The sequence below is a fragment of the Streptomyces durhamensis genome, assembly GCF_000725475.1.
Taxonomy (GTDB): Bacteria; Actinomycetota; Actinomycetes; order Streptomycetales; family Streptomycetaceae; genus Streptomyces; species Streptomyces filipinensis.
On record NZ_JNXR01000005.1, the window covers coordinates 257,873 to 280,991 of the forward strand.

23 protein-coding genes and 1 pseudogene are annotated in these 23,119 nt (G+C 73.2%); 12 read left to right on the forward strand and 12 right to left on the reverse strand.

Translation table 11 applies throughout. The annotated features are described in order from the left end of the window. The first annotated feature begins 198 nt into the window (after window positions 1–198). The 3 genes from IO33_RS0108925 to IO33_RS0108935 all read left to right on the forward strand — a co-directional run bounded on the left by IO33_RS0108925 (window position 199) and on the right by IO33_RS0108935 (window position 2,950). Window positions 199–801 carry a hypothetical protein gene (locus tag IO33_RS0108925; RefSeq protein WP_031162241.1) on the forward strand — a complete coding sequence of 201 codons (603 nt, stop codon included), beginning with the start codon at window positions 199–201 and terminating at the stop codon, window positions 799–801. Window positions 802–910: 109 nt separating this feature from the next. Continuing rightward, window positions 911–1,669, forward strand: a complete 759-nt coding sequence (locus tag IO33_RS0108930) for a 3-keto-5-aminohexanoate cleavage protein (RefSeq protein WP_031162243.1) — start codon at window positions 911–913, stop codon at window positions 1,667–1,669. A gap of 213 nt (window positions 1,670–1,882) precedes the next feature. Beyond that, window positions 1,883–2,950: an RNA ligase (ATP) gene (locus tag IO33_RS0108935; protein WP_031162246.1), complete on the forward strand. Its 1,068-nt coding sequence runs from the start codon at window positions 1,883–1,885 to the stop codon at window positions 2,948–2,950. A 107-nt stretch (window positions 2,951–3,057) separates the two neighbouring features. Here IO33_RS0108935 and soxR read toward each other — a convergent pair whose 3' ends face one another. After that, window positions 3,058–3,516 carry a redox-sensitive transcriptional activator SoxR gene (gene soxR, locus IO33_RS0108940; RefSeq protein ID WP_031162248.1) on the reverse strand — a complete coding sequence of 153 codons (459 nt, stop codon included), beginning with the start codon at window positions 3,514–3,516 and terminating at the stop codon, window positions 3,058–3,060. A 105-nt stretch (window positions 3,517–3,621) separates the two neighbouring features. Here soxR and IO33_RS0108945 point away from each other — a divergent pair, with 105 nt between their 5' ends. Continuing rightward, window positions 3,622–4,083 (forward strand): MaoC family dehydratase, encoded by a 462-nt coding sequence (locus IO33_RS0108945; RefSeq protein ID WP_031162250.1) that lies wholly within the window; start codon window positions 3,622–3,624, stop codon window positions 4,081–4,083. Between the two features lie 13 nt (window positions 4,084–4,096). On the opposite strand, the gene IO33_RS0108950 is transcribed toward IO33_RS0108945, so the two are convergent. The 3 genes from IO33_RS0108950 to IO33_RS0108960 all read right to left on the reverse strand — a co-directional run bounded on the left by IO33_RS0108950 (window position 4,097) and on the right by IO33_RS0108960 (window position 6,310). Further along, window positions 4,097–4,720: a TetR/AcrR family transcriptional regulator gene (locus IO33_RS0108950; protein ID WP_031162252.1), complete on the reverse strand. Its 624-nt coding sequence runs from the start codon at window positions 4,718–4,720 to the stop codon at window positions 4,097–4,099. A 74-nt stretch (window positions 4,721–4,794) separates the two neighbouring features. After that, entirely contained in the window at window positions 4,795–5,082 is a 288-nt protein-coding gene (locus IO33_RS0108955; RefSeq protein WP_031162254.1) for a YiaA/YiaB family inner membrane protein, read from the reverse strand. Between the two features lie 76 nt (window positions 5,083–5,158). Next, entirely contained in the window at window positions 5,159–6,310 is a 1,152-nt protein-coding gene (locus IO33_RS0108960) for an acyl-CoA dehydrogenase family protein (RefSeq protein ID WP_031162255.1), read from the reverse strand. A gap of 113 nt (window positions 6,311–6,423) precedes the next feature. Here IO33_RS0108960 and IO33_RS0108965 point away from each other — a divergent pair, with 113 nt between their 5' ends. From IO33_RS0108965 to IO33_RS0108975, 3 genes are all read left to right on the forward strand, one after another. Then, the gene (locus tag IO33_RS0108965; RefSeq protein ID WP_031162257.1) at window positions 6,424–7,065 is read left to right on the forward strand and encodes a TetR/AcrR family transcriptional regulator; all 642 of its coding nucleotides are present in this window, start codon (window positions 6,424–6,426) and stop codon (window positions 7,063–7,065) included. Window positions 7,066–7,111: 46 nt separating this feature from the next. Next, on the forward strand, window positions 7,112–7,819 hold the full coding sequence (locus tag IO33_RS0108970; RefSeq protein WP_031162259.1) for an ArsR/SmtB family transcription factor: 708 nt from the start codon (window positions 7,112–7,114) through the stop codon (window positions 7,817–7,819). A gap of 261 nt (window positions 7,820–8,080) precedes the next feature. Next, window positions 8,081–9,019, forward strand: a complete 939-nt coding sequence (locus IO33_RS0108975) for a DMT family transporter (protein WP_031162260.1) — start codon at window positions 8,081–8,083, stop codon at window positions 9,017–9,019. Window positions 9,020–9,067: 48 nt separating this feature from the next. On the opposite strand, the gene IO33_RS0108980 is transcribed toward IO33_RS0108975, so the two are convergent. From IO33_RS0108980 to IO33_RS0109010, 7 genes and pseudogenes are all read right to left on the reverse strand, one after another. Beyond that, entirely contained in the window at window positions 9,068–10,150 is a 1,083-nt protein-coding gene (locus IO33_RS0108980) for a Zn-dependent alcohol dehydrogenase (RefSeq protein WP_031162262.1), read from the reverse strand. A 15-nt stretch (window positions 10,151–10,165) separates the two neighbouring features. After that, a complete protein-coding gene (locus IO33_RS0108985; protein ID WP_031162264.1) occupies window positions 10,166–11,554 on the reverse strand; it encodes an aldehyde dehydrogenase family protein in 1,389 nt (462 codons plus the stop codon). A 129-nt stretch (window positions 11,555–11,683) separates the two neighbouring features. After that, on the reverse strand, window positions 11,684–12,367 hold the full coding sequence (locus IO33_RS0108990; protein ID WP_031162266.1) for a class F sortase: 684 nt from the start codon (window positions 12,365–12,367) through the stop codon (window positions 11,684–11,686). Beyond that, a complete protein-coding gene (locus tag IO33_RS0108995) occupies window positions 12,354–13,067 on the reverse strand; it encodes a hypothetical protein (protein ID WP_031162268.1) in 714 nt (237 codons plus the stop codon). Before IO33_RS0108995 ends, IO33_RS0108990 begins: the two co-directional genes overlap by 14 nt. 256 nt (window positions 13,068–13,323) lie before the next feature. Then, a pseudogene (locus tag IO33_RS43975) lies at window positions 13,324–15,556 on the reverse strand (molybdopterin oxidoreductase family protein). Window positions 15,557–15,689: 133 nt separating this feature from the next. Further along, the gene (locus tag IO33_RS0109005; protein ID WP_031162270.1) at window positions 15,690–16,307 is read right to left on the reverse strand and encodes a TetR/AcrR family transcriptional regulator; all 618 of its coding nucleotides are present in this window, start codon (window positions 16,305–16,307) and stop codon (window positions 15,690–15,692) included. A 64-nt stretch (window positions 16,308–16,371) separates the two neighbouring features. Further along, the gene (locus IO33_RS0109010; RefSeq protein ID WP_031162273.1) at window positions 16,372–16,917 is read right to left on the reverse strand and encodes a hypothetical protein; all 546 of its coding nucleotides are present in this window, start codon (window positions 16,915–16,917) and stop codon (window positions 16,372–16,374) included. Window positions 16,918–17,081: 164 nt separating this feature from the next. Between IO33_RS0109010 and hmgA the strand changes: the two genes are divergently transcribed. The 3 genes from hmgA to IO33_RS0109025 all read left to right on the forward strand — a co-directional run bounded on the left by hmgA (window position 17,082) and on the right by IO33_RS0109025 (window position 20,411). Next, window positions 17,082–18,392 carry a homogentisate 1,2-dioxygenase gene (gene hmgA / locus IO33_RS0109015; protein ID WP_031162275.1) on the forward strand — a complete coding sequence of 437 codons (1,311 nt, stop codon included), beginning with the start codon at window positions 17,082–17,084 and terminating at the stop codon, window positions 18,390–18,392. Window positions 18,393–18,440: 48 nt separating this feature from the next. After that, the gene (locus IO33_RS0109020) at window positions 18,441–19,187 is read left to right on the forward strand and encodes a GntR family transcriptional regulator (RefSeq protein WP_031162278.1); all 747 of its coding nucleotides are present in this window, start codon (window positions 18,441–18,443) and stop codon (window positions 19,185–19,187) included. Window positions 19,188–19,256: 69 nt separating this feature from the next. Further along, complete coding sequence (locus tag IO33_RS0109025) at window positions 19,257–20,411, forward strand: type ISP restriction/modification enzyme (RefSeq protein WP_031162280.1); 1,155 nt, start codon at window positions 19,257–19,259, stop codon at window positions 20,409–20,411. A gap of 124 nt (window positions 20,412–20,535) precedes the next feature. Here the strand turns inward: IO33_RS0109025 and IO33_RS0109030 are convergent, their stop codons facing one another. Continuing rightward, window positions 20,536–21,258 (reverse strand): TetR/AcrR family transcriptional regulator, encoded by a 723-nt coding sequence (locus IO33_RS0109030; protein ID WP_031162283.1) that lies wholly within the window; start codon window positions 21,256–21,258, stop codon window positions 20,536–20,538. A gap of 63 nt (window positions 21,259–21,321) precedes the next feature. Between IO33_RS0109030 and IO33_RS0109035 the strand changes: the two genes are divergently transcribed. Together IO33_RS0109035 and IO33_RS0109040 are read left to right on the forward strand one after the other, a co-directional pair. Continuing rightward, window positions 21,322–22,290, forward strand: a complete 969-nt coding sequence (locus IO33_RS0109035) for a daunorubicin resistance protein DrrA family ABC transporter ATP-binding protein (RefSeq protein ID WP_037685114.1) — start codon at window positions 21,322–21,324, stop codon at window positions 22,288–22,290. Continuing rightward, window positions 22,287–23,069, forward strand: a complete 783-nt coding sequence (locus IO33_RS0109040; protein WP_031162287.1) for an ABC transporter permease — start codon at window positions 22,287–22,289, stop codon at window positions 23,067–23,069. Before IO33_RS0109035 ends, IO33_RS0109040 begins: the two co-directional genes overlap by 4 nt. The last annotated feature ends 50 nt before the right edge of the window (window positions 23,070–23,119 follow it).

The following is a 23,119-nucleotide window of genomic DNA, read 5'->3' on the forward strand; positions in this document are numbered from 1 at the left end:
AGCGACAAGGGTGGCCGAACGTTACCGCCGGTATCCCCAGGATTAAAGATGAGCATGCGTCACTTTCCGGAGTGCACAAGCAGGATCACGAGAAGAGATGGAGCCGATTCGCCTGTCGATACGTCTATTCGGCGACGTCCGTGCGACGACGCCGAAGTGACCGAAGTACAGGTGCAGGTGTGACGGAGGTGCAGGGCGATGGCCGGTTTCCGGAGTCTGGCGAGACAGGTACGCGATCCGGACTGCGATCTGGCACTGCGGCGGTACTCGCTGCGCAAGTGCCTTGAGAAGTTCGCCCCTTACGGGCATCGGGCGACCTGGGACCATCTGTGCTCCCGGGCGGGCTTCGGTCCGGAGGACCGCTCCCCCGACCCGGTGCGGCTCGTGGCCGCGCTGGAGGAACTGGAGGAGGCCCGTTCCGTCTGGCTCGCCTACGAGACCGATTTCACCGAGCGGCGCAGGAAGGAGAAGCACGACGGGCTGCGCAGGCCGGGCAGCGTGGACGACTGGCACCGGCTGACCTGGGGCGGCTTCGGGGTCGCCTGGTGCGACGACCCGCGCATCCACCCCGGCGAGGCGCTGGCGGAGGTGCTGCGCCGGCTGATCGCCGCCCTGGAGCGGGAACCGGGCTCGGGCTGCCCGGTGTGCGACGGTGACCGGCTGATCTGGCGGTACGGCCTGGACCACGAGCCGTCGTCCGGCCCGGTCTGCACGGAGTGCGGGATACTCGTCCCGCGTCCCGTGCTCACCGCGCGGGCCCTGGAGTACGCGCGGCGGGAACGGCTGCTGATGTCGGCCTGAGCGGTGGGGTTCCAACGGGGGGTTGTTCCGGGGGGTGCGTAGGGGATGCCGCGCCCCCTGTTGTGCGGCGGCCGGGACCGTTGTCCGCGGCGGCTGGCACCATCGAGGCATGGTGCAGGTGTGTCTGAACGGGAGCCGCTGCGCGGCGGACGGCGTGAGCGTACCGCTGTCGCCCCAGGACCTGGCTCGTTCCGCGGCGGATGCCGTGACGGCCGGAGCCACCTCGGTCCATGTCCATCCCAAGACGCCGTGCGGCCACGACAGTCTCTCCCCGAGGGTGCTCGCGCCGGCGCTGGAGGCGATCCGGGCACGGGTGTCCGTGCCGGTGGGGGTGACCACCGGCGCCTGGGCGGAACCCGATCCGGCGGCCCGGTTCGCACGGGTGCGTTCCTGGACGGTGCTGCCCGACTTCGCCTCGGTCAACTGGCATGAGCCGGGCGCCGAAGCGGTCGCCGAGCAGCTGTTCGGCATGGGCGTGGGCGTCGAGGCGGGCATCTGGTCCGGCACCGACGGCGCGGCCCGGTTCACCGCCTCGCCGCTCGGGCCGAGGGTGCTGCGGGTCCTGGCGGAGGTGACCGACCCGGACCCGGCGACCGCCGAGGCCTCGGCGCGGGCCCTGCTGGCCGGCCTGGGCGAGGCGTTCGGCCGCCCGGTGCTGCTGCACGGCGAGGAGGGCGGCACCTGGCCGGTGCTGCGGCTGGCCGGCCGGCTGGGCCTCGCCACACGGATCGGCCTGGAGGACACGCTGTTCCTGCCGGGCGGCCGACGGGCGGCCTCCAACGCCGAGTTGGTGACGGAGGGGCTTGCCCGGTACGGGCCGGTCCAGCGCTCCTCGCAGGGCGGACGGGGTACCGGTCCGACCGGGTGAAGGGCCACCCGTCGCCCATCCGGTCGTATCGGTGGGAGTCCGCGGAGCCGAGGCCACCGGGCGAGGACGAACGCCTGCGGCGCCGAGGCCTGTTCGGCCGGGCGCGGGCCGTCGAAGGGGCCGACGCTACCAGCGGCAAATCCGCTCGCTCCAGCCGTTTCCCGCCCGGACAGTGGAGGCGATGAAACCGAACCGAGGAACACGGGGAGTCCCATGTCCACCCTGCGGGTCACCGCCGAAGTGCTGACCGTCCACGAGCATCCGAACGCCGACGCGCTCGAACTGGCCCAGGTGGGCCTGTACCGGGCCGTCGTCGCCAAGGGCGCCTACCGGACCGGCGAGGCCGCCGTCTACGTCCCCGAGCAGTCCGTGCTCCCGCCCGCGCTGATCGAGGAGCTGGGCCTGACCGGACGGCTGGCGGGCGGCGAGTCCAACCGGGTCAAGGCGGTGCGGCTGCGCGGCGAGCTGTCGCAGGGCATCGTGTGCCGGCCGAAGGCCCTGGCGGACGTGGACCTGGCGCGGGCGGCGGCCGAGGGGACGGACTTCGCCGAGCGGCTGGGCATCACCAAGTGGGTGCCGCCGATCCCGCCCACCATGGCCGGCGAGGTCGAGCCGGCGCCGGATCTGCTGCCGTGGGTCGACATCGAGAACATCCAGCGCTACCCGGACGTCTTCACGCCGGGCGAGCCGGTCGTCCTGACCGAGAAACTCCACGGCTCCGCCTGCCTGTTGACGTATGTCGCCGACGAGGGGCGGGTGTACGTCTCCTCCAAGGGCTTCGGCGCCAGGTCCCTGGCACTGAGAGAGGACCCGCGGAACCTGTACTGGCGTGCGGTGCGCGGGCACGGCGTCGCCGAGGTGGCGGCGAGGCTGTGCGAGCGGCTGGGCGCACGGCGGGTCGGGATCTTCGGCGAGGTCTACGGCGCCGGGGTGCAGGACCTGTCGTACGGCGCCGACGGGCGGCGGGACACGCTGGGGTACGCGGCGTTCGACGTCTCGGCGGAGGTGGACGGCGCCGTGCGCTGGCTGGACGCGGCGGAGGTCCTGGACGGGGAGCTGCCGGTGGTGCCCCGGCTGTACGCGGGACCGTACGACATCGAGCGGGTGCTGGAGTTCGCGAGCGGGCGCGAGACGGTGTCCGGACGGGGGCTGCATCTGCGGGAGGGCGTGGTCATACGTCCCGCGGTGGAGCGGCACAGCGCGGTGACCGGCGGCCGGGCCATCGCCAAGGCGGTCAGTCCGGCGTACCTGACACGCAAGGGTGGCACCGAGTACGAGTGAGGTGCCGGCGGCGGGGAACGCCCCGAAGGGGCGCGGGGGAACCGCGCGACGAGCCACCACGACCCGCGCGGGGCGGACGGCGGAACCCCCTTCCCCGCAGCCGGATGTCAGCGGCCCTCGGCCAGCAGCCTCGACCCCGTCAGCCGCTCGCCGAACACGTCGTCCGGGTTGGACAGGACGCAGTTCTCCAGGGACAGGCACCCGCAGCCGATGCAGTCGGTCAGGTGATCGCGCAAGCGGTTGAGCTGCTTGATGCGTTCGTCGAGCTCCGAGCGCCACTTCTCCGACAGCCGCGCCCAGTCCTCCCGGGTCGGCGTCCGTTCCTCGGGCAGCTCCGCCAGGGCGTCCCGGATCGTGGCCAGCGGGATCCCGACCCGCTGCGCCGCGCGGACGAAGGCGACCCGGCGCAGGGTGTCACGCGTGTAGCGGCGCTGGTTGCCGGAGGTGCGGCGGCTGCTGATCAGGCCCTTGGCCTCGTAGAAGTGCAGCGCGGAGACGGCGGCGCCGCTGCGCGCGGACAACTGGCCGACGGTCAGCTCGTGGATCTTCTCGGGAATCTGCGGCACTCCTCAGAGCCTAGCGGCCCGCAACCGGTCGCGGTCCGTTGACAGGCGCCCCGCACCCGACCATGCTAAGCAGTTGCTTAGACATGCGAGCGAGAGGCCGGGAACATGGCAGAACCGAGGACCTTCACCTCCCCCGACGAGCTGCGGGCCGCCGTGGGCGAGCAGCTGGGCCACACCGAGTGGCTGGAGGTCGACCAGAAGCGCATCGACCTGTTCGCCGAGGCCACGGGCGACCACCAGTGGATCCACGTGGACCCGGAGAAGGCCGCCGCGGGGCCGTTCAAGACCACCATCGCGCACGGTTACCTGACCCTCTCGCTGCTCCCGCTCTTCGGCCCGCAGCTGATCCGGGTCGAGGGCGTGAAGATGGGCGTGAACTACGGCACCAACAAGGTCCGCTTCCCCGCCCCGGTCCCCGTCGGCTCCCGGCTGCGCGCCACCGCGACGATCACCGGCGTCGAGGACGTCACCGGCGGCGTCCAGGTGACGGTCGCCTTCACCGTGGAGCGCGAGGGCGGCGACAAGCCGGTGTGCGTCGCGGAGTCGGTCGCCCGGTACTACCTGTAGGCCGGACGGGCGGCTACTTCGCGCCCACCATCCGCAGGACCAGGTCGGCGTAGAGCGCGCCGACCTCCTCCGGGGTGCGCGGGCCGTCGACGGTGAACCAGCGGGCCACGTCGATGCACAGCGACAGCACGGCGAGCGTGGTGCCGTGGACGTCCAGCACGTCGAACTCGCCCGAGGCCACGCCGTCCTCGACGATCCCGCGCACCTCGGCGTCGACCTGGCGGCGCAGCGCGACGATCTCGGCGCGCGCCTCGGGACCGAGCGCGTCGAGTTCGTACTGCACGACCCGCGCGGTGGTGCGCCGGCCGGCGTGCCAGCGGACGAAGGAACTGACCGCGTCGGCCAGCCGCTCGGCCGCGGTGCCCTCCCGCCGCGCAGCCGTCCGCAGGATGTCGAGGGCCTTGTCGTGGCCGATCCGGCTGATCCGGTGGAGCAGCTCTTCCTTGGTCTTGTAGTGGATGTAGAGCGCGGCCGGGCTCATGCCGGCGCGGCCCGCGATGTCGCGGGTCGTCGTCGCGTGGTAGCCGCGCTCGGCGAAGGCCTCCACGGCGGCGATCAGCAGTCGCCGGGCCGCGTCCGGGGTGACCTCGTCCCACGGCTCCACTTCGCCGCCGGTCGTCTCCTCCGCCGTACTCATCGCTTGCTCGCCCCTCTCGGTGACAGGAGCACCACCATACCGCCGACGGTGAGCGGGCGCTTAGTGCGGCCTGGTCAGAGCTTCTCGAAGGGGTCGTGTTCGGCCAGCAGCTTCTCCAGGCGCGCCTGGTCGACGCGGCTGACGATCCGCCCGGCCTCCTGGCGGTCGCGGATGACCTTGGCGAGGGTGAAGGCGGAGGTGACCAGGTACAGGACGGCGATGGCGAGGAACGCCCGCACCCAGGCGTCGGCGTCCAGCCGGAAGATGCCGATGGCGGTGGCCGCCATGGCGATCGAGAAGGAGGCGACGGCCTGCCCGTAGAAGGCGGCCGTGCTCTGCTGCTTGACCGGTGTGTCGCTCATGGCAGACAGCATCGGCGGATGTGGTGCGCGCCACATCCGCCGAAGTACTCAGACGTGTACTCAGCCCGAGGTGTGCTCAGAACGCCGAAACCCCGGTCAGCGAACGGCCGATGAGCAGCTTCTGGATCTGGCTGGTGCCCTCGTAGAGGGTCATGACGCGGGCGTCGCGCAGGAGTTTGCCGGCCGGGTACTCGTCGATGTAGCCGTAGCCCCCGAAGACCTGCAGGGCGTTGTTGGCGGCGCGGACGGCGGCCTCGGAGGCGAACAGCTTGGCCTTGGAGGACTCCACGGCGAACGGCAGGCCGCGGTCGATCAGGTCGGCGACCCGCCAGGTGAGCAGCCGGGCGGCGTCCACGTCGACGGCGATGTCGCTGATCAGCTCCTGCACCAGCTGGTGACGGGCGATCGGCTTGCCGAACTGCTCGCGCTCACCGGCGTACCTGACGGCCGCGTCCAGGGCGGCCTGGGCGATGCCGACACAGCCCGCGGCCACCGACATCCGCCCCTTGGCCAGCGCGGACATGGCCACCGAGAAGCCCTTGCCCGGCTCCCCGACCATCGCCGAGGCGGGCACCCGCACGTCCTCAAGGACGAGTTCGGCGGTGGCCTGGCCGCGCAGTCCGAGTTTGCCGTGGAGGGGACGGCGGGTCAGGCCGGGGGTGTCGGTGGGCACGAGGAAGGCGGACACGCCCTTGTGCCCGGGGGCGTCGGTGGAGCGTGCGAAGAGCAGGACGACGTCGGCCCACGTCCCGTTCGTGATGAACATCTTGGTGCCGCTGATGACATAGTCGTCGCCGTCGCGCACGGCACGTGTGGTGAGGTTGCCGGCGTCGGAGCCGGTGCCGGGCTCGGTCAGGCCGAAGCAGCCGACGTACTCGCCCGCGGTGAGTCCCGGCAGCCAGCGCCGCTTGTGCTCCTCGGTCCCCCAGGCGGCGATCGTCTTGGCCACGAGCCCGAGGGAGACGGACACGATTCCACGGACCGACGAGTCCCCGCGGCCCAGTTCCTCGGTGACCAGGCAGTACGCGAGGTGGTCGCCGCCGGAGCCGCCGTACTCCTCGTCGACGGTCAGGCCGAGGAAGCCGACCTCGCCGAGCTTCTTCACGATGCCCCGGTCGACCTCCTCGGCCCGGTCCCAGGCGACCACGTGCGGGGCTATCTCGCGCTCCACGAAGTCCCGGGCGAGCTGCCGTACGGCGGCCTGTTCCTCGCTCAGTTCCAGGTTCACCACGCGATCACCCCACAGAAGAGGACGGATACGGCGGAGACCCGGAGGATCTTGAAAGCCGTACATTTAAATTAGCACTGCTAGTTTCTGTTCGCAGCCCTACTATGTGCGCCATGGCCCGACCGCGCAAGCCTCTCCTCAGCACCGACCGGATCGTCGAGACGGCCCGGGAACTCGTGGACCGGGAGGGACTGGCGGCCGTCTCCACCCGCCGGCTCGCCGCCGAGCTGGGGGTGAGCGGGCCCTCGCTCTACAACCACTTCCGCACCAAGGACGAGATCCTGGAGGCGGTCGCCGACTCGGTGAGCGCTCTGGTGGACCTGTCGATGTTCGAGGACGGCCGCGACTGGCGCACCGCGCTGCGCGACTGGGCCGTCTCCTACCGGGCCGCCCTGCGCGACCACCCGAACATCGTCCCGGTCCTCGCGCGCGGGCCGGGCCGCCGCCCCGCCGCGCTGCGGCTGGCGGACGCGGTGTACGGGGCGATGGTCGACGCGGGCTGGCCGCCGGCCCAGGCGACCTCCATCGGCGCGCTGATGCGGTACTTCATCATGGGCTCCGCGCTCGGTTCGTTCGCCGGGGGCTTCGTGGACGACGCGAGCGCCTACGACCCGGCCGACTATCCCCATCTGGGCCAGGCCCATCTGCTCGCCGAGCAGCAGGAGAAGATCGACGAGCGGGCCTTCGAGACCGGGCTGGCGGCGCTGCTGGACGGGCTGACGCAGCAGTACGAACAGGCGCGGCAGAGCGTGTGAGAACAATTCGGTGGGCACCGAAGCGTCGGTGCCGCATGCTGGCCGCATGACCACCAGGGATCCCCGGGCGACCGGGCTCGCCTCGCTGGCGGCGCTGCTCGCCGACGAGACCCGGGCCGCGTGTCTGCTGGCGCTGCTCGACGGACGGGCCTGGACCGCCGGTGAGCTCGCCCGGCACGCCGGGGTCGCCGCGTCGACGCTCAGTGAGCATCTGGGCAAGCTGGTGGCCGGCGGCCTGCTCGCGGAGGAACGGCAGGGCCGGCATCGGTATGTACGGCTGGCCGACGCGCGCGCGGCGGGGCTGGTGGAGGAGCTGGCCGCGCAGGTGCCTCCGGCGGCCGTACAGCCGCGTTCGCTGCGGGAGTCGAGCGCCGGGTCCGCGATGGCGCCGGGCCGTACCTGTTACGACCATCTCGCCGGACGGCTCGGGATGGCGGTCACGGACGCGCTGACCCTGCGCGGGCTGCTGCGGCAGGACACGGGGTTCGCGCTCACCGAGGCGGGGGTGGAGTGGTTCGCCGCGGCGGGCATCACGCTCGACCTGTCCGGCCGGCGTCCGCTGGCCCGTGCGTGCCTCGACTGGACCGAGCGGCGTCCGCATCTCGCGGGGGCCGCGGGGGCCGCGCTGTGCGGGCACGCGCTGGATGCGGGGTGGTGCGTGCGCATCGGCTCGGCGCGGGCCGTGCGGGTGACCGGGTCGGGGGAGCGGGAGTTGTCGGCGCTGCTGGGTATCCCGCCGGGGGCGCTGCGGTGACGTTCGGCTACGGGGGCGGGGGGCGTGCCGTGCGCCGCGCGCGGGTCCGTTCCGGTCGCCCGCGCGGTTCCCCGCACCCTGTGGGGCGCTCCCCCCACCGCCGCGGCCTGCGGGCAGTCGTGCCGCTGCGGCGGCACGGGTGGGCGCAGGCGGCACCCCACGAGCGCGGGCAAGCACTCCGACGCCCGGGCCGCAGCGGCACCGGTGCCCTGTCCGATATCCGCCAGCCGTCAGCCGGCTCCTCCACCTAGCCTCGGGAGCATGATGAACGTCGCCCCCCGTCACCGTCTGCTGCCCGCCGGCGCAGCCGTCGTCAGCGTCGTCCTGTGGGCCTCGGCCTTCGTGGCGATCCGGAGTGCGGGCCAGGAGTACTCCCCCGGTGCGCTGGCCCTCGGCCGGCTGGCGTCGGGCACCCTCGCCCTGGCGCTCGTCTGGGCCGTACGCCGGGAAGGACTGCCGCCCAGGGCCGCCTGGCGCGGGATCCTGCTGTCCGGGGTGCTGTGGTTCGGGTTCTACATGGTCGTCCTGAACTGGGGCGAGCAGCAGGTGGACGCCGGAACCGCGGCCCTCGTCGTGAACATAGGCCCCCTGCTGATCGCCCTGCTCGGCGCCCGCCTGCTCGGCGACCCGATGCCGCCGCGGCTGCTGGCCGGGATGGCCGTGTCGTTCGCGGGCGCGGTGACCGTGGGCCTGTCGATGTCGGGCGGGGACGGGTCCTCCGTGCTCGGTGTGGTGCTGTGCCTGCTCGCCGCGGTGACCTACGCCGCCGGCGTCGTCGCGCAGAAGCCGGCCCTGGGGCACGCGAGTGCCCTGCAGGTGACGATGTCCGGGTGCCTGGTCGGCGCCGTGTGCTGTCTGCCGTTCGCCGGGCAGCTGGTGCACGAGGTCGCCCACGCGCCCGTGCCCGCGACCCTGAACATGGTCTACCTGGGCGTCTTCCCGACCGCGCTCGCCTTCACGACCTGGGCCTACGCCCTCGCCCGCAGCACCGCGAGCCGGATGGGCGCGACGACGTACGCCGTGCCCGCGCTGGTGGTGCTGATGTCGTGGGTGGTGCTCGGCGAGGTGCCGGGCGTGCTCACGCTGGCCGGCGGTGTGCTGTGTCTCGCGGGCGTGGCGGTGTCGCGGTCCCGGGCGCGCGGGGGCCGGACGGTCCGGGTCGCGGCCGGCGAGCGGCCGCGACCCGAGAAGGTCACCTGAGGCGCCGGGGATCCGAGGACGAGGATCACCGGCACCGGACGACCGGGGTCAGAACACCACCAGCGCCCGGCCGCCCTTGCCCGCGAGCATGTTCTCGAAGGCGGCCGGGATGCCCTCCAGGGCGATCCGCTCGGTGACGAGCGCGGAGAGGTCCAGTCGGCCCTCCCGCACGTGCCCGGCGAGCACCGGCAGGTCGCGGGCCGGGTCGGTGTTGCCGTAGACGCAGCCGGACAGGGTGCGGCCCCAGTGGAAGATCTCCAGGGCGTTGAAGGTGACCTCCTGGTCCTTGCCGCCGATGCCGACGACCGTCGTACGGCCGCCCCGGCGGGTGGAGTCCCAGGCGGCGCGGATGCTGACCGCGCGGCCCACACACTCCACGGAGACGTCGACGCCCTGCTTGCCGGTCAGGGCGCGGATCTCGCGGGGGGTGTTCTCGGAGGCCAGGACGTAGTCCGTGGCGCCGGCCGCACGGGCGAGCTCCTCCTTCTCCGGCGAGACGTCGACCGCGATGATCCGGGACGCGCCCGCGATCCGGGCCGACTGGAGGGTGGCGAGGCCCACGCCGCCCGCGCCGAAGACGGCGACCGTCTCGCCCTCGCGGACCTTCGCCGAGTGGTGGACGGCGCCGTAGCCGGTGAGGACGGCGCAGCCGAGGAGGGCGGCGTCCACCAGCGGCACCCCCTTCGGCAGGGGCAGCACGCAGGGCGCGGAGACGACGGTCTCCTCGGAGAAGGCGGCCACGTTCAGGCCGGGGTGCAGCTCGGTGCCGTCGGTGGTGCGGGCGTAGACGTCGGCGGCGCCGTTGAGGGCGTTCGCGCACAGCCAGACCTCGCCGAGCGCGCAGGCGTGGCAGCGTCCGCAGGAGGGGGCCCAGTTGAGGACGACGGGGTCGCCCTCGCCGACGTGGGTGACGCCCTCGCCGACGGCCAGGACCGTGCCGGCGCCCTCGTGGCCGAGGACCGCCGGGACCGGCACCCGCATGGTGCCGTTGGACAGGGACAGGTCGGAGTGGCAGACGCCGGCGGCGGCGAGGCGGACCCGGACCTGTCCGGGGCCGGGGTCGGGCAGCTCTATGCCGGTGATCTCCAGCGGGGCGCCGATGGCGGGCAGGACGGCGGCTCGTACGGCCATGACTCGCGTACTTCCTTAGAACTGGAGGGACTTGGTCTGGAGGTACTCGGCGAGTCCGTGCGTGCCGAGTTCCCTGCCGACCCCGGACTGCTTGTAGCCGCCGAAGGGGGCGAGGGGGTTGAACCGGCCGCCGTTGACGTCGACCTGTCCGGTGTCCATGCGGCGGGCGAAGGCCACCGCCTCCGCCTCGTCGCCGGCCCAGACGGCCCCCGCGAGGCCGTAGACCGTGCCGTTGGCGATGCGCAGGGCGTCCTCCTCGTCCTCGTAGCGGAGGATGGTGAGGACCGGGCCGAAGATCTCCTCCTGGGCGATGGTCATCTCCGGCGTCACGTCGGCGAAGACGGTCGGGCTGACGAAGTAGCCCTTCTCGCGCGGGGATTCGGGGCCGCCGGCCACCAGGCGGGCGCCCTCGGCGACACCCTTCTCGATGTAGCCGCGCACCCGCGTCTGCTGCTTGGCGCTGACCACGGGGCCGATCCGGTCGCCGTACCTGGCGGCGGCCGCCGCGGCCAGCTCGACGGCCTCGTCGTACTGGTCGCGGTGGACCAGCATGCGGGTCCAGGCGCTGCACGTCTGGCCGGAGTTGGACATCACGTTGGCGACCCCGACGTTCACCGCCTTGGCGAGGTCGGCGCTGGGCAGGATGACGTTGGCGGACTTGCCGCCGAGTTCGAGGGCCACCTTCTTGACGGCCGCGCCCGCCACCGCGCCGATCTGCCTGCCGACCGCGGTGGAGCCGGTGAAGGAGACCAGGTCCACCCCCGGGTGCTCGGCGAGGGCCTGGCCGGCGACCGGCCCGAGGCCGGTGACCAGGTTGAACACGCCGGCCGGCACGCCCGCCTCGTGCACCGCCTCGGCGAACAGCTGGGCGGTGAGCGGGGTGTCCTCGGCGGGCTTGAGGACGACCGTGCAGCCCGCGGCGAGCGCCGGGGCGACCTTGGCGACGATCTGGTGGAGGGGGTAGTTCCAGGGGGTGATCGCGCCGACCACGCCGATCGGCTCGTGCAGGACGGTGGAGTTGCCGACCTTCTCCTCGAAGGGGTGGGCGGCGGCCAGCTCGGCGTAGGACCCGGCGACCGCGATCGGCACCGCGGCGTGCACGGCCTGGGAGAACTGCGGCGGGGAGCCCAGCTCTTCGGTGACCGTCTCGGCGATCTCGTCCTTGCGGGCCACGAGGACGTCCCGGAGGGCGGTCAGACGTGCGGCGCGCTCGGCGGGGGGCGTGGCCGCCCAGCCGGGGAGGGCGGCGCGGGCGGCACGGACGGCGGTGTCGACGTCCAGCGCACCGCCCGCCGGGACCCGGGCGACGAGCTGCTCGTCGGCCGGGTTCACGACCTCGATGACCTCCGTGCTTTCGGCGGGGCGCCAGGCGCCGTCGATGTACAGGCCGTCGTGTGCCTTCATGCTGCTTCCTCCCGGCGGGTCCGCGTCGTCCGGCACACAAACTAGCGGCGTTAGTTTTTCGGCGCCAGACGTACCAGGACATCATCGCCGGGGCGGCCGGGGCTCATGCACCGGGCCGGGTGGTCCGTGTCACCTGGTGGCGGTGAGATGGGCGAAGACCACCACGTTGCTGGTGTAGCCGGTCCGCCGGCTGTAGAGGCCGCCGCAGGTCAGCACGCGCAGTTCCGGCCGCCCGACCGGGCCGTAGACTTCCTTGTCCGGGAAGCCCGCCTTGTCGAAGACCTTCATCCGGTCCACGGTGTAGACGGCGGTGCGGCCGTCGGCGCGCCTGACCTCGATGAGCTTGCAGGGTTTGACCTGGGCGAGCGCGGCGAAAACGGCCGGACCGGTCAGGGTGTCCCGGTGGCCGACGGCGATCGCGGTGCCGGACTCGCCCGGTGTGGGGCCGGCCTGGTACCAGCCGACCAGCGTGGGCCTGTCCACGGGCGGGGTCTCCAACTGCCGGTCGGCGTCGAGCCGGAGGGCCGTGACCGGGGCGTCGACACCCAGCGAGGGGATACGGAAGGACGTCGGCCGGGACCGGGGCAGCGGTCGGGGCGAGGGGCCGGAAGGGGGCTTGCAGGACTTCTCCCCGCCCGGGCCCTCGCCGGCGGCCGCCACCGCGTCCGGGTCGTCCGCCCGGCCAGGCCCGGCGTGCCCGCCCCACCACCGGTTCCCCGCCATCACCAGGACGGTCACCAGCAGGGCCGTCCTGATGAGGCGGTAGGCGCGGGTCCGGTGCCAGGGCCTGCGTCTGCGCCTACGCGGCACCATGGGGCCGCCGGCGGATCAGCCGGATGTACGCGACACCGCTGACCGCGACCAGGCCCACGGCCGCCGCGGCGGCCACCGGCGAGTATCCCGCGGCCGTGTCGATGAGACCGCCTCCGCCCGCGTGCACCCCGCCCTTCGGCGGGTCGTGGTCACCACCCTGGCCCCAGCCCGGACCGTCCTGGTCCTGGCGGTCGTGGTCCTGGTCCTGCCGGTCGTGGTCCTGGTCCTGGCGGTCGTGGTCCTCGATCTGGCCGTTCGGACCGTGCGCCCCGTCCTGCCGGCCGTCGTGGCAGTTGACGCGGAAGAGCTTCTCCTTGGGGGCGCCCGCTGCGACCCAGGTGAGCTTGTACTGCCCGTCCGTCAGGCTGATCGGGTCGGTGTGCCCGGCGCCGCCGGCGAGCTGGATGATGCCGGTGATCGTGGCGGCGGTGGGCAACGGGGGCTGCGCCTGGATGATGTAGGCGATGTTGGGCAGGATGTCGAAGTTGACGGCGTCGAGGTAGAACCTGCAGACCGCCGGGTCATCCTTCGAGACACCGTAGGGCACGCCCTCGCGGTGCACCCTGATGTCGCCGTTTTCCCCTTGGGCAGCCGCGTTCGGCGCCGAGACCCATGACGCGCCCGCCACGGCGAGGGCGGTGAGGACGACGGCGGCGCCCGCGCGGGAGCCGACGGCACGTGGGAGTGTCAGGCTGGGCATGCGCAATCCTCCGCGAGTTCAGACGATTTTCATACAAATCGCTCTTTCGTCTGGACTCTCCGTCATACGCACCGCCCGTCCGGGCAAAAACGCCCGGCGCGTCGTCAGATATCGCTCGTGCGGCGCAACACCGAGCGCTTCGGCCGCTCCCGCCCCGCTCCCCCGGGCTTCTCGGGCCGCCCCGGCGACACGTCAGGTCCCGTCGACCGGCGTCAACAAGATGTCGACGTGTGAGCAATAGGCGCGAAAGCCCAGGTCACGGGCTTGCGGCGAGCTGGACGGGGACGCCGTTGAGGACCGCGTTGCCCGAGAGCGGGTCGAGCAGGCTGCCGTCGAGGAGCTGGTTGACGTTGACGCCGGGGGCGGTGCTCGCGTGGCCGAGGCGGGTCCCGGGGCGGTCGTGGCCCCAGCCGTGCGGCAGGCTCACCACGCCGGGCCGCACGGCGTCGGTGACCTCGGCGGGCGCCACCACCTCTCCCCCGGCTCCCTTGACGCGTACGTCCGCCCCGTCCCGGACCCCGAGCCGGGCCGCGTCCTTTGGGTGGATGTGCAGGGTGCAGCGGTTGGAGCCGCCGGTCAGCGCGGGCACGTTGTGCATCCAGCTGTTGTTGGAGCGCAGGTGGCGGCGGCCGACGAGGACGAGCTCCGCGGGGCGTTCGCGCAGGGCCTCACCCAGCCGGGGAAGGTCGGCGGCGATCGGCCCGGGCAGCAGCTCGACCTTGCCGCTGCGGGTCTTCAGCGGCTGGGGCAGGCGGGGGCGCAGCGGGCCGAGGTCGATGCCGTGCGGGTGGGCGAGCAGCCGGGCCAGGCTCAGGCCGTCGGGGCGGGCGCCGAAGCCGTCGCCGTACGGGCCGAGGCGCAGCATCATGTCCAGCCGCCGCTCGGGTCCGCTCTCGCCGGTGAGCTGCCCGGCGAGTTCGCGCGGGTCGCGGCCGTGCACCGGGGAGTACGGCTCGGTCACGGCCTTGCCGAGGGTCTGGTCGATCACCAGGGCGTCGACGGCGGCCGGGTCGGCGCCGTGCATGCCGGTGGCCGCGAGGACCAGCCGGGCGAGGATCTCGCTCTCGGCCATGCGGCCCGGCTCCAGCGGGACGGCGGGGCGGGTGTAGCGGACCTGGTTGCGCACGGCGAGGGTGTTGAAGGCGAAGTCGTGGTGCGGGCTCTGGGAGGGCGGGGGCGGCGGCAGCACGACATGGGCGTGGCGCGAGGTCTCGTTGAGGTACGGGTCGACGCTGACCATGAAGTCCAGGGAGCCCAGGGCCTTGTCGAGGCGGTTGCCGTCGGGCGCGGACAGCACCGGGTTGGCGGCCACGACGATCAGCGCGCGGACCGGTTCGCCCTCACCGGTGGCGGTGTCGATCTCCTCGGCGAGCGCGGAGAGCGGCAACTCGCCCTTGGCCTCCGCAAGCCGCCGTACCCGGGAGTGCCAGCGGCCGAGCGCGAAGCCGCGGCCGGGCCCCGCCGGGCGGGGGGGTCCGGTCGGTGGCCGCCTGCGGGAAGAGGGCGCCGCCGGGCCGGTCCAGGTTGCCGGTGAGGATGTTGAGGACGTCCACCAGCCAGCTGGCCAGGGTGCCGTGCGCGACGGTACAGCTGCCGATGCGGGCGTAGACGGCGGCGGTGGGGGCGGCGGCGAGTTCGCGGGCGAGGGTGCGGATGACATCGGCGTCCAGGTCACAGGCCTCGGCGACGGCTTCCGGGGTGAACTCCCCCATGGCTGCGCGGAGTTCGTCGAGGTCCTGGACGTGCGGGGCGAGGTGGGCGAGGTCGGCCAGGTCCTCCGCGAAGAGGGTGTGGACCATCGCCGCGAGCAGCAGGGCGTCGGTGCCGGGACGGATCGCCAGGTGCCGGTCGGCGAGCTTCGCGGTGCGGGTGCGGCGCGGGTCCACCACGGTCAGGTGTCCGCCGCGGGCCTTGAGCGCCCTGAGCCTGCCGGGGAAGTCGGGGGCGGTGCACAGACTGCCGTTGGACTCCAGGGGGTTGGCGCCGATGAGGAGCAGATGGTCGGTGTGGTCCAGGTCCGGCACCGGGATGGCGTTCGCGTCGCCGAAGAGCAGGCCGCTGGAGACGTGCTTGGGCATCTGGTCGACCGTGGAGGCGGTGAACAGGCTGCGGGTGCGCAGTCCGGCGAGCAGCACCGGCGGGTAGAGGGCGCCTGCCACGGTGTGCACGTTGGGGTTGCCGAGGACCACGCCGACGGAGTCCGCGCCGTGCCCCTCCACGACGGGGCGGAGCCCTGCGGCGACCGCGTCGAAGGCCTCCTCCCAGGTGGCCTCGCGCAGCTCGCCGTCCCGGCGCACGAGCGGGGTGCGCAGCCGGTCGGGGTCGGAGTCGACGGCCCCGAAGGAGGCGCCCTTGGGGCAGATGAAGCCCTTGCTGAAGACGTCCTCGCGGTCGCCGCGGGCGCCGGTGACACGGGTGCCCTCGATGGTGAGGGTCAGGCCGCAGGTGGCCTCGCACAGGGGGCATATGCGCAGGGCGGTGCGGGACACGGGTCCTCCCGGGGGTCGGCGGCGGTGCCGGGCGTGCGCGGACGGCTCGGGGTGAGCATACCGACCGGTACGCATGATGGGGAGGTGTCTCGTGTGAAGGTGGGACGGCTGAAGGGGGGACGACGGCCGAAGGTCAGTCCAGCACGCGCGCCAGATACGCCCGCAGCAGTGCCCGTGTCTCCGCGATGATCGCCTCGTCCCCGTCGGGGTCGGTGCGGAAGGCCAGCTGGACGAGGGCGTCCGCGCTCTCCACTGCGACGAGGAAGACCCGGCGCAGCGCGTCGTCGGGGGTGCGGTCCAGATAGCCGGAGAGCAGGTTGGTGAGCCGGTCGGCGACGCGGGTGTTGGGCTCGCACCGGCGGGCGCCGACCGGTATCTGGTTGCCGAAGTCGACCAGCGAGAACCCGGGGGCGGTGCGCTTCATGGCCAGGTACTCGTCGAGGACCGCGTCCATCGCGGCCCGCCAGTCGCCCTGCCGCGCCTGCTCCAGCCGCTCGGTGACGCGCTCGGTGTACCGCTCCAGGTTGCGCTGGGCGAGGGCGTCGGCCATCTGCCGCTTGTTGCCGAAGAAGCGGTAGACCGATCCGATGGGCACCCCGGCGCGCAGGGCGACCGCGCGGGTGCTCAGGTCGTCGTAGCCGACCTCGTCGAGGAGTTCGGCGCAGGCGTCGAGGATCCTGGTCAGCCGTTCGGCGCTGCGCCGCTGGACGGGCGCGCGGCGGAGCGTTGTCGCATGGGGCACGGGCTTCATGATGCCTCTCCGCCGCGGTCCGGTGAACCTCGCCCTCCCGTACGGACACGGGTGGCCGGTGCACTCATTTTCCGGCGGGCGGGGCCGACGGCTGGGCCGTCGCCGTCTCCGCGTCCGAGACGGTTATGTCGGCGGTGCTCTGCACCGGCTTGCCGTGTACGGCCCACGCGGTGCCGTCGTCGGCGTACAGGCGCGCGGTGACGTGGTGGGTGCCGTGCGGGACGAGCCGGTCGGCCAGCTGGTACCGGGGGGAGCGCAGCCGGGTGACCCGGTGACCGTCGACGAAGAGGTACGCGAGCCCGCGCCCGGTGACCGCCGCCGGCCCGGCGCCGGACGCGGAGCAGCGGAAGCGGTGGAAGGCCAGCCGGACGTCCCAGCCGCCGCCGGAGTGCGGGGTCACCTCGACACCGACCTCCGGCGCGCTCTTCGGGTCGACCTCGCGCAGATGCCGGCCGGTGTCGTCGGTGTCGTCCAGAACCTGGCCGATGGGTGAGGTCGTGACGGTGCCGGCTTGGGCGCGACCGGTCGTACAGCCCGCCGCGCCGAGCGGCAGCAGGACGCACGCCGTGAGCGCGGCGAGCGTCCTGCGGGTCCATGACGTACTTGGCATGTCCGCGAGAGTAGAACAACGCTCCGGTCCGCCGGATCCGTCTGAAGTCGGGTTCCGCCCGTCCCGCGACATCCCTCCGAGGTAGTACCCGGCGCCCTCTTGCGCTCCGCCCCCGCTCATTCCTACGGTGTTCCATAGGAATCGGGAAGCGCAAGGGAGCGATCATGAGCGGGGACGCGCGGAAGACCGCCGCGGGGCTGTCGTATCTGACCGGGTTCGGCAACGAGCACGCCTCGGAGGCGGTGCCGGGCGCCCTGCCCGAGGGCCGCAACTCGCCCCAGCGGGCACCGCTCGGGCTGTACGCGGAGCAGCTGAGCGGTACGGCGTTCACCGAGCCGCGGGCGCACAACCGCCGCTCCTGGCTGTACCGCATCCGCCCGTCGGCCGCGCACCCGGCGTTCACCCGCACCGACAACGGCGCGATCCGCACGGCCCCCTTCACCGAGGCCGTGCCCGACCCCAACCGGCTGCGCTGGAACCCGCTGCCCGAACCCGGGGCGGGCACCGACTTCCTGGCCGGCCTCTGGACGCTCGGCGGCAACGGGGACGCGACCCAGCGCGCCGGGATGGCCGTGCACCTGTACCACGCCAACACCTCGATGGAGCGCGTCTTCTCCGACGCCGACGGCGAGCTGCTGATCGTGCCGGAGCGCGGCGGACTCCTGCTGCACACCGAGTTCGGCCGGCTGGCCGTGGAGCCCGCACATGTGGCGCTGATCCCGCGTGGGGTGCGCTTCCGTGTGGAGCTGCTGGACGAGTCCGCCCGAGGATATGTGTGCGAGAACTACGGGGCGCCCTTCCGGCTGCCCGACCTCGGCCCGATCGGCGCCAACGGCCTCGCCAACACCCGGGACTTCCGGGCGCCGGTCGCCGCGTACGAGGACGTGACCGGCCCGGTGGAGGTCGTGAACAAGTTCTGCGGCAACCTCTGGACGGCCACCTACGACCACTCCCCGCTCGATGTGGTCGCCTGGCACGGCAACTATGTGCCGTACGTCTATGACCTTCGCCGTTTCAATGTGATCGGCACCATCTCCTACGACCACCCCGACCCCTCCATCTTCACGGTGCTGACCTCACCGTCGGACACCCCCGGCCTGGCCGGCGTCGACTTCGTCGTCTTCGCGCCGCGCTGGCTGGTGGGCGAGGACACCTTCCGGCCGCCGTACTTCCACCGGAACGTGATGAGCGAGTACATGGGCCTGATCGAGGGGGCCTACGACGCCAAGGCGGAGGGCTTCGTGCCGGGCGGCGGCTCACTGCACAACATGATGTCGGCGCACGGCCCGGACCGGGAGACGTTCGACAGGGCGAGCGCGGCCGAGCTGAAGCCGCAGAAGATCGACGACGGGCTGGCCTTCATGTTCGAGACCCGCTGGCCGGTGACCCTCGCCCCGCACGCGGCCGCCGCCGACCACCTCCAGCGGCGCTACGACGAGGTGTGGCAGGGGCTGGAGCGCCATTTCCGCGGGTGACGCCGCCGCTGTTGCGCCACACGTTCATCGACAGGTACGGATAGCCGCGTGACCTCCTTCGCTCCGGATTCGATCGTCCTGAACCGCAAGCTGCCGCTGTGGTACCAGGTGTCGCAGTCGCTGCGTGCCTCGATACTCGGCCGCTCCCCCGAGGACCCGCTGCGGCTGCCCACGGAGGAGCAGCTGGCGGAGCACTACGGCGTGAGCGTGCTGACCATGCGGCAGGCGCTGAAGGAGCTGGAGGACGAGGGGCTGATCAGCCGGCACCGGCGGCGTGGCACGTTCATCGAGCCGGACGCCCGGCGGGGGGCGCCGGTCCGCCTGCTCGGCTCGGTGGACGCCATCGTGGCCCAGCAGTCCGGGATGACCACGGAACTGCTGGACCACGGCCCGGTGCCCGTACCGCCCCATCTCGCCGAGTACTTCCCCGGCCTCCCGGAGGTGGCGGCCTACCACCGCCTCCGCTGCGACGAGAAGACCGGCGAGCCGACCAACCACGCCGTCAACCACATCCGACCCGACCTCGCCGCGCGCATCGACCTGGACGACCTGATCCGCTGGCCGATGACCAAGGTGCTGCGGGACGTCGTGAAGGCGGACATCAGCCGGATCACGGACACCGTGCAGGCCCGGCTCGCCGACCCGGAGACCGCCCGGCTCCTCCAGGTGCCGCTGCTCAGCCCGATCCTGCACTACACGGGCGTGACGTACGACAGCGGCGGGCGGGTGCTGGACGTGGCGGTGATCCAGTACCGGGGGGACCGGTTCTCGTTCACCGTCACGCTGGACGCGTGAGCGCGCCGTGCCGCTCCGTGCCGCGGGGCGGCCGCGGGCCCCTTCGGGGGCTCGGTCCGCTGTCGTAGCATGCCCTGCGTGACGCACGACGACGCTCCGCTGCTGGCGGACCTCATGCCGTGGTCCGTCGCACCGCTGCGGCCGGGCCGCGCCTGGCCGACGGCACCCGACGCCGGCTCTCTGCGGGCCCGCTGGGACGCCCTGCTGAAGGCCGAGGGCCCCGCCCGGCAGGCCCTGTTCGAGCCGACCCGCTCCCGCACCCTCGACTCGGCGGTGGGCCAACTGCCCGGCCGGTCCACCGGCACCGAGCGGCTGGCGCGCGCCACGGGCCCCTGCGCGGAGCCGGCCCGTGTCCTGGCGGCGCCCTTCGACGAGCAGTGGCTGATCCCGGACCAGCGGCTGATCGACACCGCCCGCCCGGAGCTGTGGCGGGTGGCGGACGCGCACCAGGTCTTCACGGTGGAGACCGGCGACGCGGAGACCCCGCTGCTGGCCACCTCGCTCCTGCCCACGCTGCGCCCCGGCCTCGTCCGCCCCCTGCACCGCCGCCCCGGCGGCACCGAACCGAACCTGGCCCCGGGCCTCCTGGACCACCTCTCCGCCCGCCTGTCCGACCGCCCCACGGCGCCGGACGTGCTGGCCTGGATCCTGGCGACGATCCGCCCGGACCTCACCGTGCCGCTCACCGACGACACCCGACTGTGGTGTGCGGGCGTCGAGTTGGGTCGCCGCATGCTGTGGCTGATGCGCCGCGACGGTCCACGCCCCAAGCTGCCGGGGGGCCGCCGCCCCTACGTCCGCGCGCCGCTGCCGGCCCGGCCGCTGACCCTGCGCTACGACGGGGACGAGGAGACCCTCCACCTGGACGAGGGCCGCATCTCCCCCGTCCCGCCGCAGGCCTGGGACTACGAGGTGGCCGGGGTCCGGGTCCTGGAGTCCTGGTTCACGTCCCGCACCACCCCGGCCGCCCCGGGCACCCTCAGCGCGATCCGCCCGGCGACCTGGCCGCAGGCCTGGACGTCGGAGCTCCTGGAGCTGATCACGGTCCTGGCCCTGCTGGCGGAACTGCGGCCGCAGCGGGCCGGCCTGAAGGCGACCTCCGCGATCACGACGGGCGATCTGAGCGAGGCCGGCGTTCTCCCGGTCCCCGGCCCGGCCCGCCGTCCGGCCTCCGTCCTGGACCACCACGAGGAGGGCCCGGAGGGCCAGTTCGCGCTGATCTAGCGGCGCTCCAGGGCGGCCTCCCCAGGCCTCCGGAGCCTGATCCCGGCCCGGGCGCGAGGACCGGCGATCGGCACCTCGACGGCGTCGGGGCGCCCCGGCCCGGCACCCGGTGACCCTCCCCGGTTCACCGGCCGGCGCGCCGCGGATCGAAGGCGTCCAGCACCCGCTCCAACGCCCGCTCGAACACCGCCTCCAGATCGATCGGCCCCGGATCCTCCGCGAAGGCCGCCGCCATCCTCGGGTACGCGCCGGAGGCGATCTGGCTCCCCAGGTAGGCGATCCGCACGGCGTTCTCCTGCTCCTCGGACCACGGCAGGGCACGTACGCGCTCGGCGGTGTCCAGCTCGTTGCGGACGTAGGCGGTGACCACCCCGTTCAGCATCGCGATCAGCTCCAGCTTGGTGCCGTACGCCGCCTCCAGCGGATCCAGGCAGGCCAGGCAGTGCTCCAGGTACCGCAGGGCATGCGGGCTGAAGCCGTACACCGGGGACATCAGCCGCGGCAGCCAGGGGTGCCGGTGCATCAGCGAACGCGTCTCGCGGGCCATCCGGCCCAGGTCGGCCCGCCACTGCCCGCTCGGCTCCCACCGGACGTGCTCCGCGCTGGCCGCGTCCACCATCAGCTCGTACAGGTCCTCCTTGCGGGGCACGTAGTTGTACAGCGACATGGTGCCGCAGCCCAGCTCCGCCGCCACGTGCCGCATCGACACCGCGTCGAGCCCCCGCTCGTCGGCGATCCGGACGGCGGCGGCCGCGATGTCGTCGCGGGTGTACGCCGGCTTCGGGCCCCGGCCGGTGCGCTCGGGGCGCGCCCAGATCACTTCGGGGACGGCCCCTCGGAGTGCCATTGATCATCACCTCGGCCACCATCCTAGTTACGTACAGCGTACGTAGTGCGGTACGGTCAGGGCATGACAACTACGTACGCCGTACTTAGTGAGGGTCTGGAGAAGCGCTTGGGCGCTGTGCACGCCCTGCGGGGGCTGGATCTGGCGGTGGCCGAGGGGACCGTCTGCGGGCTGCTCGGGCCCAACGGAGCCGGCAAGACGACGGCCGTGCGGCTGCTGACCACGCTGCTGCGCCCGGACGCCGGCTCGGCCCGCGTCGCCGGACACGACCTCGTCCGGGAGGCCGCCGCCGTACGCCGCCGGATCGCCGTCACGGGGCAGTACGCCTCGGTCGACGGCGACCTCACCGGCCGGGAGAACCTGCGGCTGTTCGCCCGGCTGCACCGGGTGCGCGGACCGGCCGCCCGGGCCGACGAGCTGCTGGAGCGCTTCGGCCTGACCGAGGCCGCCGGCCGCAAGGCCTCGAGCTACTCCGGCGGCATGCGGCGCCGGCTGGACCTCGCCGCCAGTCTCATCCGCCGCCCCGGTGTGCTGTTCCTGGACGAACCGACCACCGGACTCGACCCGGCCAGCCGCACCCGCATCTGGAACGCGGTGCGCGAACTGAAGGCGGACGGCACGACCGTGCTGCTGACCACCCAGTACCTGGAGGAGGCGGACCGACTCGCCGACGACATCGCCCTGGTGGACCGGGGACGCGTCGCGCACACCGGCTCGCCCGCCCAGCTCAAGGCGCTCATCGGGTCGTACGCGCAGGCCGTGGTGGCCGACAGCGGTGCGCTGACGCGGGCCGCGGGCGTGCTCGACCAGCTGACCGGCAGCGCACCGGTGTTCGATCACGAGCGCAACGCCGTCGGCGCCGTCACCACCGACGCGACGCTCACCCTGCCGCGTCTCGTGCGCGCACTCGACGCGGCGGGCATCCCGTTGCTGGACGCGAGCCTGCGTCCGCCCACCCTCGACGACGTGTTCCTGCGGCTCACCTCAGAGCCCGCCGAAAGGGACGAGGACAGCAAGGAGCCCGCCGCATGAGCGCGTTGGCGTACGACGGCCTGGCCATGACGGGACGGCAGCTGCGCCGCGTCCGCAACAGTCCGGGCCTGGCGGTCCTGACCCAGCTGATGCCCGTCAACATGCTGCTGTTCTTCGGCTACGTGTTCGGCAGCGCCCTGGCCGTGCCCGGCCGTGAGTACCGGTCCTTCCTGGTGCCGGGGCTGCTGGTGGCGACCGCGGCCGGCGGCCTGATGACCGGCATGTTCCAGGCCGCCGCGGACACCCACCGAGGCGTGATGGACCGGTTCCGCACGCTGCCGGTGAGCCGCGCCGCCGTACCGCTCGGACAGGCGGTCGCCGACCTCGTCGTGACGGCCCTCGGTACCGTGCCGCTGCTGCTGGTCGGGCTCGCCGTGGGGTGGCAGATCAGGGGGTCGGCGATGGACGCGGCCGGTGCTCTGGGGCTGCTGCTGCTCTTCCGGTTCGCGTGCACCTGTGCCGGGATCTTCCTCGGGCTGCTCACCCGCAGCGAGGACGCCGCCGGGCAGCTCGGCGCCTCCTCCTTCGTCCTGCCCCTGCTGTCCAACGCCTACATCCCGACCGGCAACCTGCCGGGCTGGCTGCGCACGCTCGCCGAGTGGAACCCGATCAGCGCGGTGACGACCGCGCTGCGGGACCTCTTCGGCAACGCGCCCGTCCCCGCGGACTCCGCCTGGCCGGTGGCCCACCCGGTCGCCGGGTCGCTCGCCTGGAGCCTCGCCCTGACCGCGGTGTTCCTGCCCCTCGCCGTACGCCGGTACGCGCACGGGGAACGCTGAGGCAGCGCGGCCGGGCTGCTGACAAACCCGCCGGTCGCGGGCCATGATCC

What these genes read in the sequence shown, in the direction of transcription:
- IO33_RS0108925 (WP_031162241.1), top strand. Translation starts at nt 199, where the DNA reads ATGGCCGGTTTCCGGAGTCTGGCGAGACAGGTACGCGATCCGGACTGC.
- IO33_RS0108930 (WP_031162243.1), top strand. Translation starts at nt 911, where the DNA reads ATGGTGCAGGTGTGTCTGAACGGGAGCCGCTGCGCGGCGGACGGCGTG.
- IO33_RS0108935 (WP_031162246.1), top strand. Translation starts at nt 1,883, where the DNA reads ATGTCCACCCTGCGGGTCACCGCCGAAGTGCTGACCGTCCACGAGCAT.
- IO33_RS0108945 (WP_031162250.1), top strand. Translation starts at nt 3,622, where the DNA reads ATGGCAGAACCGAGGACCTTCACCTCCCCCGACGAGCTGCGGGCCGCC.
- IO33_RS0108950 (WP_031162252.1), bottom strand. Translation starts at nt 4,720, where the DNA reads ATGAGTACGGCGGAGGAGACGACCGGCGGCGAAGTGGAGCCGTGGGAC.
- IO33_RS0108955 (WP_031162254.1), bottom strand. Translation starts at nt 5,082, where the DNA reads ATGAGCGACACACCGGTCAAGCAGCAGAGCACGGCCGCCTTCTACGGG.
- IO33_RS0108965 (WP_031162257.1), top strand. Translation starts at nt 6,424, where the DNA reads ATGGCCCGACCGCGCAAGCCTCTCCTCAGCACCGACCGGATCGTCGAG.
- IO33_RS0108970 (WP_031162259.1), top strand. Translation starts at nt 7,112, where the DNA reads ATGACCACCAGGGATCCCCGGGCGACCGGGCTCGCCTCGCTGGCGGCG.
- IO33_RS0108975 (WP_031162260.1), top strand. Translation starts at nt 8,081, where the DNA reads ATGATGAACGTCGCCCCCCGTCACCGTCTGCTGCCCGCCGGCGCAGCC.
- IO33_RS0108980 (WP_031162262.1), bottom strand. Translation starts at nt 10,150, where the DNA reads ATGGCCGTACGAGCCGCCGTCCTGCCCGCCATCGGCGCCCCGCTGGAG.
- IO33_RS0108985 (WP_031162264.1), bottom strand. Translation starts at nt 11,554, where the DNA reads ATGAAGGCACACGACGGCCTGTACATCGACGGCGCCTGGCGCCCCGCC.
- IO33_RS0108990 (WP_031162266.1), bottom strand. Translation starts at nt 12,367, where the DNA reads ATGGTGCCGCGTAGGCGCAGACGCAGGCCCTGGCACCGGACCCGCGCC.
- IO33_RS0108995 (WP_031162268.1), bottom strand. Translation starts at nt 13,067, where the DNA reads ATGCCCAGCCTGACACTCCCACGTGCCGTCGGCTCCCGCGCGGGCGCC.
- IO33_RS0109005 (WP_031162270.1), bottom strand. Translation starts at nt 16,307, where the DNA reads ATGAAGCCCGTGCCCCATGCGACAACGCTCCGCCGCGCGCCCGTCCAG.
- IO33_RS0109010 (WP_031162273.1), bottom strand. Translation starts at nt 16,917, where the DNA reads ATGCCAAGTACGTCATGGACCCGCAGGACGCTCGCCGCGCTCACGGCG.
- hmgA (WP_031162275.1), top strand. Translation starts at nt 17,082, where the DNA reads ATGAGCGGGGACGCGCGGAAGACCGCCGCGGGGCTGTCGTATCTGACC.
- IO33_RS0109025 (WP_031162280.1), top strand. Translation starts at nt 19,257, where the DNA reads ATGCCCTGCGTGACGCACGACGACGCTCCGCTGCTGGCGGACCTCATG.
- IO33_RS0109030 (WP_031162283.1), bottom strand. Translation starts at nt 21,258, where the DNA reads ATGGCACTCCGAGGGGCCGTCCCCGAAGTGATCTGGGCGCGCCCCGAG.
- IO33_RS0109035 (WP_037685114.1), top strand. Translation starts at nt 21,322, where the DNA reads ATGACAACTACGTACGCCGTACTTAGTGAGGGTCTGGAGAAGCGCTTG.
- IO33_RS0109040 (WP_031162287.1), top strand. Translation starts at nt 22,287, where the DNA reads ATGAGCGCGTTGGCGTACGACGGCCTGGCCATGACGGGACGGCAGCTG.